This window comes from Acidovorax sp. LjRoot74 (assembly GCF_964254355.1).
Classification (GTDB): domain Bacteria; phylum Pseudomonadota; class Gammaproteobacteria; order Burkholderiales; family Burkholderiaceae_C; genus Acidovorax.
The window spans coordinates 4649348-4664617 of sequence record NZ_CAXUTI020000001.1 but is presented as its reverse complement, the minus strand read 5'-3'; the positions used below and the strand labels follow the sequence as shown (position 1 = coordinate 4664617).

Genomic DNA, 15270 nt, shown 5'->3' with positions numbered 1-15270 from the left:
AGTCATCAACCAGCTGGCTCATTGCAGCCGGGGACAAATACATGTCATCTATTGATGCCAACAATGCACCGGCCGCAGAAGGGACCCAGGGGGATCAGGACCTGGGTCCTTTGGCTTGGGTGCTTGACGAACTGCGGAAGTCACTCGACGGTGCGGTCAAGGCCATGCGCCGTTTTGTGCGCGATGCGGAAGTTGCGCGTGAATCCGATCTTGCAGCGCTGGACGCTGGCGCGCTGCGCATAGCGCGTCAGCAGCTGCACCAAGCATGTGGCGCACTCGAAATGGTGGGCATGGGCCCACCAGCCCTCGTGCTGCGCTCCATGGAGTCTGCGGTCCAGAAGTTTGTCCAGCGCCCGGAAACCTGCAGCGACGAAGCGGCTGCAGTGATCGAGCGCGCAAGTTTTGCGCTGATCGAATACCTGGAAACCGTGCTGGCGGGCAAGGCGGTATCACCCGTCGCGCTGTTCCCTCAGTACCGCGACGCCCAGGCGCTGGCAGGTGCCGACCGTGTGCATCCGGCAGACCTCTGGCCTGTGGAGCGGCGTTTCCGCGAACCCGAAGGGGCGGTGACCCTCCCGCCCTTGCCATATGGCCCCGAGGCGCGGGCGCGGCTGGATGCGGCCGTGCTGCGCATCGTCAAGTCCGGTGACCTCAAGGCTGCGCTGAACTTGCGAGATACCTGCCTGGGGCTCGTAGCAGCCCAGTCAGACCGCCAGGCACGTGCGTTCTGGAAGATTTGCGCTGGCTTCTTCGAAGCGTTTGGCTCCGGCCTGTTGTCCCCCGATGTGTACGTCAAACGGGTGGCCTCGCGGGTGCTGATGCAGTACGCGACCCTGGCCAAGGGCGACCCCACCATTGCAGACCGGCTGGTTCAGGACCTGTTGTTCTTCTGTTCGCAGGCCAAGGCCTTCGAGTTGCCCGAGGACGCTGCACCCTCGCTGCGGGCCGTGCGCCAGGCGTTTTCCCTGGACCGCTTCAAGCCCGTTGATTACGAAACCGCGCGGTTTGGCCGCTTCGACCCGGCAGTGTTGGCGCAGGCGCGCAAGCGCATCGCATCGGCCACCGAGACCTGGTCGGCGCTGGCCGGTGGTGATCGCAACAAACTCAAACCGGCAGCTGACCAGTTCAGCCTGGTGTGCGACTCGCTGCGCAAACTGCATCCTGGCAGTGAGAACCTGGCCCTGGCATTGACGCGGGCAATGGATTCCACCACCCGCTCGGGCGAGCCGCCATCGGCCGCCTTGGCAATGGAAGTGGCGACTTCGGTGTTGTACCTGCAGGCGGCGTTTGAGGAACTGGATGCTGCCGACGACCAGATGGAGGTGCGTGCCACCCGGTTGGCCGAGCGCCTGGACGCGGTGACGGCAGGTGCCGAACCCGAGCCACTGGAGCCCTGGATGGAGGAGCTGTACCGCAGGGTCAGCGACAACCAGACCATGGGCAGCGTGGTGGACGAGTTGCGCGTGACCTTGGGCGAGGCTGAGAAGGCGCTGGACCAGTTTTTCCGCAACCCCCAGGACACGGCGGTTCTGGCCACAGTACCCGGACATCTGGCCCAGATGCGCGGTGTTTTGTCGGTGCTGGGGCTGGACCAGGCGTCACTGGCTGTGGTGCGCATGCGCGACACGGTGGAGCGTCTGCTCATCAACGAGGTGCCCGAAGAAGGGCGCCAAGCCGTGTTCGAAAAGCTTGGCAACAGCCTGGGCGCACTCGGTTTTTTGATCGACATGCTGAGCTATCAGCGCACCATGGCGCGCAAGCTTTTTGTCTATGACGAGGACCTGGGCGAGCTGCGCATCCTCATGGGCAAAACCCGTGCGCGTGCGTCTGACGCGATGGAGGAAGCCCCAGCCAAACTGGAGGAGCGCACCGCGACCCTGGTGCCTGACGTGCTGCCGCGCTTCCCTGCGCCGGAGCCTGTCAGCGAACCCACGGACTTTGCTCCGATTCTGGACCTGGGCCCTGCTCCAGTCAGCGAGCCTTCCCCCCAGTCAGAGCCAGAAAGCCTGGCTCCGGACATTTCCTTCGATGTGGCTGCGCCTGCTGCCCCCGCGTCGGTTGTCGCCGCCGCAGATGCACCAGCACCAGCACCCATTGCCAAGGCCGCTGTACCGGATGTCGAAGATGAGTTGCTGGACGTTTTCCTGGAAGAAGCACGCGAAGTGGTGGTCAACGGACTGGCCGCCATTGATCTGCTTCAGGGGGAGCCTGGCAATCTGAGCGAACAGACCACATTGCGCCGTGCGTTCCACACGCTCAAGGGCAGTTCGCGCATGGTGGGCCTCAACGACTTCGGCGAAGCCGCCTGGTCGATGGAGCAAATCCTCAACGCCTGGCTGGCTGAGCAGAAGCCCATGCAGCCGGGCTTGTTGACACTGTCCTCGGACGCCTTGCGGGCATTTGGCCGCTGGGCCGATGACATTGCGGCAGGCCGCGCAACCGGCTGGGATCCTGAATCCTTCCGCAAATCTGCAGATGCGATGCGCCTTGACGGTACGTTGCTGCCTTTGGTCGTGCCTTCCGAGGGGGACGAAGCCCCTGGGACTGTTCCAGAGATCGAACCCCTGGCGGCGCTGGAACCAGAAGCGGTCGAACTGGCCGCCGGTACCGTGTCTTCGGATGGCCTCGATGCTCATCCTGAGGACGATCTGGGCCTGATGGACTTCCAGGCGACCGAAATTTCGGAGCATGTGCACGAACAGCCTGCAGCTGTTGAAGCACCCGTTGCGCCTGAAGTGGCTGCAACATCCGGTGTGGCTGAGGTTGCGGAGGATATTGACTTCTCGGTCTTTACCGCCGCCCTGAATGCCGATTCGGCCCCCGCTCCGTTGGTAGATCCGTCCAGCGCCGACTTTGTGCTCGACCTGGAGCTGCCTGATCTGGATTTGCCCGATGTGGCGCCTGTTGCCGAGGTCTCTGCCGTGGCTGCTGTCGCAGAGCCGCTGGAGGAGATTCCTCTGGAAGCACTGACTTTGTCTGATGCAGAAGCCAGCACAGCGCCAGAGGCCGTGGTGCCCGCAGGGATCGAAGCCGAGGTGCCAGAGGCATCCGATGCTCTCGCGTCGCTGGATGTCGAAGCCCCGGAGCGGTTGCTTGAAGCCGAATCCGCCGCTGCTGAGGCCCCGGTGGAGGCGCATGAGGCAGTTGAGTCTGCCGATGCCGAGTTGCCCTCTGAAATGGCTGGGCTTCTGGAGGCCTTGCCGCAGGAGGACAGTGCCAGCGACGATGCGGTCAAGGTGATTGACACCCTGCGTATCAGCATCCCGCTGTACAACGTGTACCTGAATGAGGCCGACGAATGGTCGCGCCGTCTGGTGACTTGTCTGCAGGAATGGTCGCTGGAACTGCACGAGCCCCTGCCCGACATGGCGGTGGCACTGGCGCATTCGCTGGCGGGCAGTTCTGCCACGGTCGGTTTCACTGCCTTGTCGGAATTGGCGCGGGCCTTGGAGCACGCGATGCAGCATGTGCAGCTGCAATCTGGCGGCACCGAGGAGCAGGCCCGGGCCTTCATGGGCGCTGCGGAAGACATCCGCCGCCTGCTGCACCAATTCGCTGCGGGCTTCCTCAAGGAGCCCAACGAAGAGGTGCTGGAACAGCTGCGCCAGATTTTGGAAGCCGAGGTGGTTGTCACCTTGTCTCCGCCAGAGGAAGACGCTACCGAAGCTTTCCCCATCGAGATGGTGGAGCCCGTGGCTTCCGAGCCCGCGCCAGAAGCGATCGACGAGCCCGAGGCCTATGCCGAGGCAACCCTGGAGCCCGCACCCGTCATCATCCCGCAAGGCCATGTGGCGCCTGCGCTGTCGGTGGTGGCCCACGATCAGGACCAGTTGATCGACGATGCGATCGCCCACGCCGTGGCGCTGTCTTCGGACGTCGATGACGACATCGACGCCATCGACGTCATCGACCCCGACCTGTTCCCGATCTTCGAGGAAGAGGCCGCCGAGTTGCTGCCTCAACTGGGCGGTGCCCTGCGCCAATGGGCCGCGCGGCCCGATAACCTGGGTGCCCGCAGCGAAGTGCTGCGTGCCCTGCACACGCTCAAGGGCAGTTCGCGCCTGGCCGGTGCCATGCGCCTGGGCGAAATGGCCCACCGGTTGGAATCTGCCATTGAGCAACTCGATCCCGAGACCGTCACAGCCGACCAGATCGACCCCCTGCAAGGCGGTTTTGATGGCCTGCAGGCGAATTTCGATGCCCTGCGAGCCATTGGCCAGGCCCCTGCCGATACGGTGGTGGCCCTGCCCGTCGAGGGCGCGCGGGCCCGTCTGGACGCTGCTGATGCGCCCATGGCACCCGCCGCTGCGTTGGTGGATACCGCTGCGGCGGCACCTGCCGCTCCTGCGGTCCGTTTGCCTGGCCCCTCGCAACTGGCGCCCTTGCGCGTGGCTGCGAGCCAGTCGGTGCGCGTGCGTGCGCAGTTGCTCGACCGCCTGGTCAATCAGGCGGGCGAAGTGATGATCAGTCGCTCGCGTCTGGACGTTCGCCTGGGGCAGTTCCGCAGTTCGCTGTCCGATCTGTCGGGCAACCTCGACAGGCTGCGTCAGCAATTGCGTGACATCGAAGTACAGGCTGAATCGCAGATGCAGTCGCGCCTGGCGCTGTCCAAGGATTCGGCCGCTGGCTTTGATCCGCTGGAGTTCGACCGTTTCACCCGCGTGCAGGAACTCACGCGCATGATGGCCGAGTCTGTGAACGACGTGGCCACCGTGCAGCGCAACCTGCAACGCGCCATGGAAGGCGCCGAAGACGACCTGATCGCCCAGGGCCGCCAGGCCCGCGAACTGCAGCGCGACCTGCTGCGTACCCGCATGGTGGAGTTCGAAGGCATTGCCGAGCGCCTCTACGCTGTGGTGCGCCAGGCGTCCAAGGAAACCGGCAAGCAGATCAAGCTGGACATTACCGGCGGCTCCATCGAAATGGACCGTGGCGTGCTGGACCGCATGACCCCAGCGTTCGAGCATTTGCTGCGTAACTGTGTGGCCCATGGCATCGAAGACCCCGAGCTGCGGGTGGCGGCGGGTAAGCCTGCGTCGGGCACTATCACGGTGGATCTGCACCACGAAGGCAACGACGTGTCGGTGGAGTTCCGGGACGACGGTGCAGGCCTGAACCTTCCACGCATCCGCGAAAAGGCGCTTGCCCAAGGCATCGTGGAGCCCGGTGTAGAACTCAGTGATGCCGATGCGGCCAATCTGATCTTCATGCCCGGTTTCTCCACGGCGTCCGAGGTGACTGGCTTGGCCGGGCGTGGCATTGGCATGGACGTGGTGCGTGCCGAAATCAACGCGCTGGGTGGTCGCATCGAGACCTCGACCGAAGCAGGCAAGGGCGCTGCGTTCCGCATGGTGCTGCCGCTGACAACGGCGGTGACGCAGGTGGTGATGCTGCGCAGCGGTGACTTGGCTATTGGCGTGCCCGCCAACGTGGTGGAAATCGTGCGCCGTACTTCGGCGGCCGACCTGGAAGAAGCCTACCGCACCGGCGTGTTTGACGATGGCATGGAAAAGATGCCGTTCTTCTGGTCCGGAGCGTTGCTGCAGGCGTCTGCGCGCAGCCATGAACCTGCAGGCAAGACCCGCCCGGTGGTGATCTTCCGCAGCGCGGCACAGCGTGTGGCCATGCATGTGGATGAAGTGCTGGGCAACCAGGAAGTCGTGGTGAAGAACCTGGGGCCTCAGCTGTCCCGCCTGCCAGGCCTGGCCGGGATGTCGGTGCTTGCCTCGGGTGCCGTGGTGCTGATCTACAACCCAGTGGCTCTGGCCACGGTGTATGGCGATCAGGTGCGTGCTGCCAATGCAGGCATGCCGCCCGCACCGGAAGCAGAAGGTGGCGCTGGCGCCGGCAAGCTGGTGGTGTCGCCCCAGCTGGCGGGGCCCAGCCAAGTGCCGCTGGTGCTGGTGGTGGATGATTCGATCACCGTGCGCCGCGTCACGCAGCGCCTGCTGCAGCGCGAAGGCTACCGGGTGGCCCTGGCTGCCGATGGTCTGCAGGCCCTGGAACGCCTGCAGGAAGAGCGCCCGACGGTGGTGCTGTCCGACATCGAAATGCCCCGCATGGACGGCTTCGACCTTGCGCGCAATATCCGCGCGGACGGCGCCTTGCGTGATCTGCCGATCATCATGATCACCTCGCGCATTGCCGAAAAGCACCGTGAGCATGCAATGGAGCTGGGTGTGAACCACTACCTGGGCAAGCCGTACTCGGATGAAGAACTGCTGAGCCTGATCCAGCATTACGCACGCATAGCCGCAGCTGCCGAGGTCTGAAGGACCATGCGCGGCACCCGCAGCCCCGTCCCTCACCGGCGGGGCTGTGGTTTTTCGGGGTGCCCTGTTTCTGTGTTGGACCGGGGCATAGCGGGTGTGGGTATTGGCATGTCGGCGGACCGCCTGCAGCCTGCCCCTGACCTGAGCTGGGAGTGTTGATGGACCCAGCCGCTGCACCCCCTCCGGCCGATCCCCGCTTGCTGGCGTGCCTGGCCTTTGTGGTTCGGGAGCGTGCCTCCGATCTCTTCCTCCTGGCGGGAGCACCGCCCACCATCAAGCGGCAGGGCGCTTTTGCGCCCATTGCCCAACAGGTGCTGTCGGCGGATGACGTGCGGCAGATGGCCTACTCCATCCTGCGCGATGCACAGCGGCACGAGTTCGAGACCACCCTGGAGTGCGACCTCTCGTTTCAGACCCCTGATGGTGAGCGTTTTCGCATCAACGTTCACAGGCAACGCGGGCAGGTGGGCATGGTAATTCGCCATGTGATTGCGCGAATTCCGGGCTTGCAGGAGCTGGGCCTGCCGCCGGTGCTTCAGCAGCTGGCCTTTCTCAAAGGGGGGGCTGGTGTTGACCGTGGGGGCAGCAGGCTCGGGCAAGACCACCACGCTGGCTGCCCTGCTGGACCACCGCAACACCCATGCGGGCGGGCATATCCTGACCGTGGAAGACCCGATTGAATACCTTCACAGCCACAAGAAGTCGCTGGTGACCCAGCGCGAAGTGGGGCTGGATACGCTGTCCTACGACGAAGCCTTGCGCCGGGCCATGCGGGAGGCGCCCAACGTGATCATGATTGGCGAGATCCGCGACCGGGCCACCATGCAGCACGCGCTGCACTATGCCGAGTCTGGCCACCTGTGTGTGTCTACCCTGCATGCCAACAACGCCAACCAGGCGGTGCAGCGCATCCTGAATTTTTTCCCGGAGGACGCTCACCGCCAACTGCTCATGGACCTGTCGCTCAATCTGCGCGCCGTGGTGGCACTGCGGCTGGTGCAGGGCCTTGCGGGCAGCCTGGTGCCCGCCACAGAGATCATGCTGTTGACCCCCTACGTGGCCGAGCTTATCCAGAAAGGCCAGATCGACGAACTCAAGACGGCCATCACCCGCAGCGGGGAGCAGGGCATGTGGAGTTTTGACCAGTCCTTGTTGTCCATGGTCGAGCTGGGTGCCATCTCGGCCGCAGAAGCCATTGCCCATGCAGACAACCGCACCGATGTGCGTTTGCGCCTGCGGTTAGCCGCTGGGGCTCCCTTGGAGAGTGGTGGCATGAAGATGGCGGCAGACCAGCCACCCCCCGGCGAGTCTGCTGCACCCCCACGTTAGGCCCGGCAGGCGCTTGAACAATCGGGCCCTGAGGCAGGACCTTGTCGGCCCCGCTGCTGTGCGTCGGCTCAGCCACCGGCCGTTTTGACCACGGCATACCGCTCCAGCGTGCGTTGCCGTGCGGCATCGTGTTCCACCACGGGCAGGGGGTAGTCCGCGCCAAGCCGCACACCCGCTTCCTGCAGCTCCAGTGGCCGGGCGAGCCAGGGGGCGTGCAGGGCAGCAGTGGGCAGACGGGACAGTTGCGGCAGGTAGCGCCGGATGAACTTGCCCTCGGGGTCAAATTTTTGGCTCTGACTCACGGGGTTGAAGATGCGGAAGTAGGGCTGTGCATCACACCCGCTGGAGCTGGCCCACTGCCAGCCGCCATTGTTGGCGGCCAGGTCAAAGTCATTGAGGTGGGTGGCGAAGTAGGCCTCGCCCCAACGCCAATCAATGCCCAGATCCTTCACCAGAAAGCTGGCCACCACCATGCGCAGGCGGTTGTGCATGTAGCCCGTCTGGTTGATTTGGGCCATGGCGGCATCCACCAGCGGGTAGCCGGTGCGGCCTTCGCACCAGGCGGCAAACAGAGCGTCGGCTTCGGGGCCGGTTTCCCACTGGATGGCGTCGTAGGCTGGCTTGAAGCTGTGGCCCACCACATGGGGGTGGTGGTGCAGGATCTGAAAATAAAAATCGCGCCAGATCAGCTCGCTCAGCCAGGTGGTGGCACCCGGGTTGCCCTCCAGCATCAGCCGGTGCGCCGTGCGCGCCAGCACACGCGGCGAGATGGTGCCAAAGCGCAGGTGCACGCTGAGGTAGCTCGGGCCCTTGATGGCAGGAAAATCGCGCGCATGGTCGTAGCGCTCGATGCGGCCCAGAAAGTCGTCGAACAGCTGTTGCGCACCGCTGGCACCGGCAGGCAACCGGGGTGACTGCGATGCACTGGCCTCAAACCCCAGCGACTCCAGCGCGGGCACCGGTGGGCAGTGCTCCGGTGGGCGCGGCGCCAGGTGGTGCGCGTGGCGTTCCACGAGGTAGCTTTTGAGCTGGAAGGCGTCGATCTTCTTGAGCCAGGCGTTTTTGTAGGGCGTGAACACGCTGTAGGGGTTGCCGGTCTGCGTCAGCACCTCACTGCGTTCAAAAATGGTGTGGTCCTTGAAGGTGTGAAATGCCTGGCCCGCCGCCGCCAGCCGGGTGCGCACCAGGCTGTCGCGCGCCAGCGCCTGGGGCTCGTCATCGTGGTTGGCAAACACGGCCTGTACGCCCAGGCGCTGCGCCAGTGCCGGAATCGCCTCACTGGCCATGGCATGCAGCACGATGAGTCCGCCCCCTGGCTGGCCAGAGAGGGCGCGCAGCGAGGCGTCCAGCTCCACCAGCGATGCCAGGATGAACTCCACCCGCCGGTCCACCCGGGGCAGGCCATCCAGAATCTCACGATCCAGCACAAAGGCGCAGTGCACCTGCTCGCACTGCGTCAGCGCCCGGTACAGGGCGGCATGGTCCTGCGCACGCAGGTCGCGCCGGAACCAGACAAGACCGCTGGGGTAGGAAGGCTCGGAAGGGGTCGCCATGTTCACCGTTAAAATTGAGGGATGTCTTTCGATTCTGCGCCCATCAACCTGACGCATCACTTCCTGATTGCGATGCCCGGCCTGGAAGATGAGTCTTTTGCGCGCAGTGTGGTCTACCTGTGCGAGCACAGCGAACGCGGCGCACTCGGACTCATCATCAACAAGCCCTCGGACATCACCCTCAAAAGCCTGTTCGACAAAGTAGATCTGTCGCTGCGGCGCGAAGACCTCACCCGGGAGCCTGTGTTCCAGGGCGGCCCGGTGCAGACCGAGCGCGGTTTTGTGCTGCACGAGCCCATGCTCATGGACAAGGCCGAGACCGACGAATCGGCCTACGCTTCCACCATGACCATCCCCGGCGGCCTGGAGATGACCACTTCCAAGGACGTGCTCGAAGCCCTGTCCACGGGCGCCGGGCCGCGCCGCGTGCTCATCACGCTGGGCTACTCGTCCTGGGGCGAGGGGCAGCTTGAATCGGAGCTGGCCGAGAACGCCTGGCTCACTGTGGCGGCGGATTTGTCGGTGATCTTCGACACCCCCGTGCCCGAGCGCTACGACCGGGCCTTGTCGCTGCTGGGCCTGAAGGCCTGGATGCTGTCGCCCGAGGCGGGGCACGCATGACCGGTTCGCCCGTTCAGTCGATCCAGCCGCCAGCCGTTCCTGCGCATTTTCAGACCTTTCTTGCTTTTGACTTTGGCCTCAAGCGCACGGGCGTGGCCTCGGGCAACCGCATGCTGCGCAGTGCCACGCCGCAGCGCACCATCCAGGCCGAGGGCGACGCCCGCTTCGCCCAGGTGGCCGAGCGCATCAAGGAATGGCAGCCCGACGCGCTGGTGATCGGCGTGCCTTACCACCCTGATGGCGCGAGCCACGAAAACACCGCACGCGCGCTCAAGTTCGGGCGCCAGTTGCGTGGCCGATTCGGCTTGCAGGTGTTCGAGGTGGACGAGCGCTACAGCACCACCGAGGCCATTGCGGGTGGTGCCAAGGATGCCGACGCAGCGTCGGCCTGCATCATCCTGGAACAGTTTTTGAGGAATCTCCCATGACCACCCCATCCCCCGGAATGTCCGGCAGCCTGGTGCTCGACGCCGAGGCGCTGTACCGCGAGCTGCTGCGCGGCGTGCGCAGCATGCTCACCCCCACCACGCGCCTGGCGGGCATTGCCTCGGGCGGTGCCTGGCTGGCCGAGCGCCTGCAAAAAGACCTGGGCCTGGAAGGGCCCGCCGGCGTGCTCTCGTCGGTGATGCACCGCGATGACTTTGCCCAGCGCGGCCTGTCGGCCAGCGCACAGACCGCGCTGCCGTTTGATGTGAACGGCGCCGACGTGCTGGTGCTCGACGATGTGCTCTACACCGGCCGCACCATCCGCGCCGTGCTCAACGAGCTGTTCGACTACGGCCGCCCCGCCAGCGTGCGCCTGGCCGTGCTGGTGGACCGGGGCGGGCGCGAGTTGCCCGTGCAGGCCGACTTTGCCGCGGCGCGCGTGGCGCTGCCGGTTTCCCACTCGCTGGCCCTGGCGCGGGGCGACAGCGGCACCTTCCAATTCCAAGTCCAAGACAAAGACTAAAGAGGCCTGACCGTGCTGCACAAGCGCAATCCCCAACTCAACGGCAACGGCGAACTCATCCACCTGCTGTCCATCGAGGGCCTGCCGCGTGACATCGTCACGCACATCCTCGACACGGCTGCCAACTTCGTGAGCGTGAACGACCGCGAAGTGAAAAAGGTACCCCTGCTGCGCGGCAAGAGCGTGTTCAACCTGTTCTTCGAGAACAGCACGCGCACCCGCACCACCTTCGAGATCGCGGCCAAGCGCCTGTCGGCCGACGTGATCAACCTCGACATCGCGCGCAGCTCGGCCAGCAAAGGCGAGTCGCTGCTCGACACCATCGCCAACCTTAGCGCGATGGCAGCCGACCTGTTCGTGGTGCGGCACAGCGAGTCGGGCGCACCGTACCTGATTGCGCAGCACGTCGCCCCGCATGTACACGTGATCAACGCCGGCGATGGCCGCCATGCCCACCCCACGCAGGGGCTGCTGGACATGTACACCATCCGCCACTACAAGAAGGACTTCAGCAACCTCACCGTGGCCATCGTCGGCGACGTGCTGCACTCGCGTGTGGCGCGCTCCGACATCCACGGCCTCACCACGCTGGGCTGCGCCGAAGTGCGCGTGGTAGGCCCGCGCACCCTGGTGCCGTCGGACATGGCGCAGATGGGCGTGCGCGTGTGCCACACGCTCGAAGAGGGCATCAAGGATGCCGACGTGGTCATCATGCTGCGCCTGCAGAACGAGCGCATGAGCGGCGCGCTGCTGCCGTCCAGCCAGGAGTATTTCAAGAGCTTTGGCCTCACGCAGGAAAAGCTGCAACTGGCCAAGCCCGACGCCATCGTGATGCACCCCGGCCCCATCAACCGGGGCGTGGAGATCGACTCCGCCGTGGTCGATGGCAAGCAGAGCGTGATCCTGCCGCAGGTCACCTTCGGCATTGCGGTGCGCATGGCCGTCATGTCCATCGTCGCCGGGAATGAGGCGTGAAGCGCGCAATGATTGCTCCTGTTTTCATAGCTGCTAGCGCACGCCTGATGCGCGGAGGCAGCCAATTTGGCTTGAAATCATGAAGATACTGATCCAGAACGGCCGGGTGATCGACCCCGCTTCGGGCCTTGACCAGACCTGTGACATCGCCATTGCCGCAGGCCGCATCGTGGGCGTGAACCGGGTACCGCCCGACTTCGCACCCAAGCGCGTGGTGGACGCCACCGGCTGCATCGTGCTGCCCGGCCTGGTGGACCTGGCTGCGCGGCTGCGCGAGCCGGGCCACGAGCACGAAGGCATGCTCGAATCCGAAATGGCCGCCGCTGTGGCCGGTGGCGTGACCAGCCTGGTCTGCCCGCCCGATACCGACCCGGTGCTCGACGAGCCCGGCCTGGTGGAGATGCTCAAGTTCCGCGCCGAGAAGCTGCACCAGTCGCGCCTGTTCCCGCTGGGCGCGCTCACGCGCAACCTGGCTGGCGAGGTGCTGACCGAGATGGCCGAGCTGACCGAATCCGGCTGTGTGGGCTTTGGCCAGGCCGAGGTGCCGCTGGCCAGCACCCAGGTACTGCAGCGCGCGCTGCAGTACGCCGCCACCTTTGGCTATACCGTGTGGCTGCGCCCGCAAGAGATGCACCTGGGCAAGGGCGTGGCCGCCAGCGGTGCGCTGGCCACGCGGCTGGGCCTGTCGGGCGTGCCCGTGGCGGCCGAAACCATTGCGCTGCACACCATCTTCGAGCTGCTCAAGACCACCGGCGCGCGCGTGCACCTGTGCCGCCTCAGCAGCGCTGCGGGTGTCGAGCTGGTGCGCCGTGCCAAGGCCGAGGGCCTCAAGGTCACCTGCGACATCAGCATCAACACGCTGCACCTCACCGAAAACGACATCGGTTTCTTCGACAGCCGCGCGCGCCTCACGCCGCCGCTGCGCCAGCAGCGCGACCGCGACGCCCTGAGCGCCGCGCTGCTCGATGGCACCATCGATGCGCTGGTGTCCGACCACAACCCGGTCGATGAAGACGCCAAGACCCTGCCGTTTGCCGAAGCCGAGCCCGGTGCCACGGGCCTGGAGCTGCTGCTGTCGCTCGCGCTCAAATGGTCGCAGGACAGCGGCGTGCCGCTCGCGCGCGCGCTGGCCACCGTCACGTCCGAACCCGCACGCGTGCTGGGCAACGCGCTGGGCACCTTGCAGGCCAGCGTGGGCCAGATCGTGGAAGGCGGCGTGGGTGACCTGTGCGTGTTCGACCCGCAGGCCGCGTGGACTGTGCAGGACGACGCGCTTGCCAGCCAGGGCAAACACACGCCGTTCTCGGGCTACGAACTGCCCGGTCGTGTGCGGATGACCTTGGTTGGTGGGCAGGTCGCTTTTGACCGCGGCTAAGGCGGCGCGACGCAGCGACAGCAAGGCCCGGCCGTGAAGTTCCTGCGCGCCAGCTGGCGCCTCTTGCGGCTGCTGGGCCACATTGCCAAGGGCCTGTGGATCGTGGCGCTGCGGTTTCCGTCGCTGTCGCCGGACCAGCAACATGCCCGCGTGCAGGCCTGGTCGCTGGAGCTGCTGGCCCATGCGGGCATCAGCCTGCGCATCCTGGGGCAGCCACCGCTCACCGGGCCGGTGATGCTGGTGGCCAACCACATCTCGTGGCTCGACATCCCCGTAATGCACGCCGCGCGGCACTGCCGCTTTGTCTCCAAATCCGACGTGCAGGCCTGGCCGCTGATCGGCACCCTGGCCACGGCGGCGGGCACGCTCTACATCGAACGCAGCTCGCGCCGCGACGCGCTGCGCATGGTGCGCTCGATACAGGAAGCGCTGGAACGTGGCGAGGTGCTGGCGGTGTTCCCCGAAGGCACCACGGGCGACGGGCGCGAGATGCTGCCTTTCCACGCCAACCTGCTGCAGGCCGCCGTGGCCGCGCAGGCCCCGGTGCAGCCCGTGGGTCTGCGCTTTGCCGACAAGGCCACCGGCGCCACCAGCTTTGCGCCCAGCTACATCGGCGACGAAACCCTGGTGGGCTCGATCTGGCGCACGCTCAGCGCCCCGCCCATCGAAGCCGTGGTGCACTACGGCCCGCCGGAGCTGGCGGGCGAACGCGACCGCCGCACCTGGACGCAGCACCTGCACGACACCGTCGATCAGCTGCGCAAAGCCTGAGAACGGTCGCAGGTTCCGGGCCCTGGCTACCCAAAAGCCGTCTTTGTGCGGCAAAAGCGTGCATATTCCACGCTTTGGGCCTTGCAGGCGATGGCTCGGGTGGTCTGCACGGCGCAATGCCCCGTATCGTCCGCGCTTTCCGTTTGCCTGCGGGTCATCGCAGGCCTTTGCACACTGCCGGGAGGGCACCATGAACCTGATCGAGCGCGCCAAGCGCATTCTTCTGCAACCCAAAGAGGCCTGGGCCGCCATCGACGCCGAAAGCACCGATGCCGCCACCCTGTTCACCCGGTACGCGATGGTCCTCGCCGCCATTCCGGCGGTCTGCGGCTTCATCGGAATGTCGCTGATCGGCTTTGGGGGCTTTGGCGTCACCATCCGCGTGCCCTTTGTGTCGGGGCTGGTGAACATGGTGGTGTCGTACGTGCTCAGCCTGGTCGGCATCTTTGTGCTGGGCCTGATCATCGATGCGCTGGCGCCCACCTTCGGCGGCCAGAAGAATTCCATCCAGGCGCTGAAGGTGGCGGTGTATGCCAGCACGGCCGCCTTGTTGGGCGGCATCTTCAGCCTGTTGCCCGCGCTGGCCATGCTGGGGCTGCTGGCGGCGCTGTACTCCATCTACCTGCTCTACACCGGCCTGCCGGTGCTCATGCGCAGCGCGCCCGAGAAGTCGGTGGGCTACACCGTGGTGGTCATCATTGCGGCCATCGTGGTGGGGGTGGTGATCGGTGCGGTCAGTGCGCTGGTCTTGCCCCGGGGCGGCGGGCTGATGGGGGGCGCCGCAGGCCCTGCCATCACCATGAACACGCCCGGTGGCAAGGTGTCCATCGACACCGCAGGCCTGGAGGCCGCAGGCAAGAAGATGGAAGAGGCTGCCCGCAAGATGGAAGAGGCCCAGAAAAGCCAGGACCCCGCCGCGATTGCCGCTGCCACCGGCGACGCCGCCAAGGCTGCCGCAGGCCTGCTGGGCGGAGGCCAGGCCATTGCGGCGCAGGCGCTCAAGGCCGCGTTGCCCGAAAAGCTGGCGGGCCTGCCCCGCACTGGCTTTGACGTGCAGGACGGCGCGGCCCTGGGCCTGCCCACCAGCCAGGCCAGCGCGCAATATGGCAGCGACGACAAGCAACTGCGCCTGGAGATCGTGGACATTGGCGGCCTGGGCCAGATGGCCGCAATGGCCATGGGCATGGCCCAGGGTGAAAAAGAAGACCCAACCCGCGCCGAGAAGACCTGGCAGGAGGGCGGCCGCACGCTGCACACCCGCTACGAAAAAGACGGCAGCCATGCCGAGTTCAAGACCATCCTGAAGAATGGTCTGTTGGTCAGCATCGAGGGCGACAAGGTCGGTGTGAAAGAGTTGCAGGGCCTGATGTCGCAGCTGGACCTGAACGGGCTGGAGAGCCTGCAGCGCAAGGGCAAGTCCTGAGA

At 65.7% G+C, this 15270-nt stretch carries 9 protein-coding genes and 1 pseudogene; 9 read left to right on the top strand and 1 reads right to left on the bottom strand.

Annotated elements, in window-relative coordinates; translation table 11 throughout:
* The first annotated feature begins 41 nt into the window (after positions 1 to 41).
* A complete protein-coding gene (locus tag ACSQ3O_RS22190) occupies positions 42 to 6272 on the top strand; it encodes an Hpt domain-containing protein (RefSeq protein WP_436140509.1) in 6231 nt (2076 codons plus the stop codon).
* A gap of 158 nt (positions 6273 to 6430) precedes the next feature.
* Positions 6431 to 7601, top strand: a pseudogene (locus ACSQ3O_RS22185) (PilT/PilU family type 4a pilus ATPase).
* A 68-nt stretch (positions 7602 to 7669) separates the two neighbouring features.
* Here ACSQ3O_RS22185 and ACSQ3O_RS22180 read toward each other — a convergent pair.
* Positions 7670 to 9154, bottom strand: a complete 1485-nt coding sequence (locus ACSQ3O_RS22180) for a cryptochrome/photolyase family protein (RefSeq protein WP_436140508.1) — start codon at positions 9152 to 9154, stop codon at positions 7670 to 7672.
* 21 nt (positions 9155 to 9175) lie between these two features.
* Here ACSQ3O_RS22180 and ACSQ3O_RS22175 point away from each other — a divergent pair, with 21 nt between their 5' ends.
* The 7 genes from ACSQ3O_RS22175 to ACSQ3O_RS22145 all read left to right on the top strand — a co-directional run bounded on the left by ACSQ3O_RS22175 (position 9176) and on the right by ACSQ3O_RS22145 (position 15268).
* Positions 9176 to 9775, top strand: coding sequence for a YqgE/AlgH family protein (locus ACSQ3O_RS22175; RefSeq protein ID WP_094291428.1), 600 nt, complete (start codon positions 9176 to 9178; stop codon positions 9773 to 9775).
* Complete coding sequence (gene ruvX, locus ACSQ3O_RS22170; RefSeq protein WP_094291427.1) at positions 9772 to 10203, top strand: Holliday junction resolvase RuvX; 432 nt, start codon at positions 9772 to 9774, stop codon at positions 10201 to 10203. Before ACSQ3O_RS22175 ends, ruvX begins: the two co-directional genes overlap by 4 nt.
* Complete coding sequence (gene pyrR, locus ACSQ3O_RS22165; RefSeq protein ID WP_436140507.1) at positions 10200 to 10724, top strand: bifunctional pyr operon transcriptional regulator/uracil phosphoribosyltransferase PyrR; 525 nt, start codon at positions 10200 to 10202, stop codon at positions 10722 to 10724. Before ruvX ends, pyrR begins: the two co-directional genes overlap by 4 nt.
* 12 nt (positions 10725 to 10736) lie before the next feature.
* Positions 10737 to 11699: an aspartate carbamoyltransferase catalytic subunit gene (locus ACSQ3O_RS22160; RefSeq protein WP_056066217.1), complete on the top strand. Its 963-nt coding sequence runs from the start codon at positions 10737 to 10739 to the stop codon at positions 11697 to 11699.
* 79 nt (positions 11700 to 11778) lie between these two features.
* Positions 11779 to 13074 (top strand): dihydroorotase, encoded by a 1296-nt coding sequence (locus ACSQ3O_RS22155; protein WP_436140506.1) that lies wholly within the window; start codon positions 11779 to 11781, stop codon positions 13072 to 13074.
* Between the two features lie 33 nt (positions 13075 to 13107).
* Positions 13108 to 13845, top strand: coding sequence for a lysophospholipid acyltransferase family protein (locus tag ACSQ3O_RS22150; RefSeq protein WP_436140505.1), 738 nt, complete (start codon positions 13108 to 13110; stop codon positions 13843 to 13845).
* A 190-nt stretch (positions 13846 to 14035) separates the two neighbouring features.
* Positions 14036 to 15268: a Yip1 family protein gene (locus ACSQ3O_RS22145; protein WP_436140504.1), complete on the top strand. Its 1233-nt coding sequence runs from the start codon at positions 14036 to 14038 to the stop codon at positions 15266 to 15268.
* Positions 15269 to 15270: the final 2 nt, after the last annotated feature.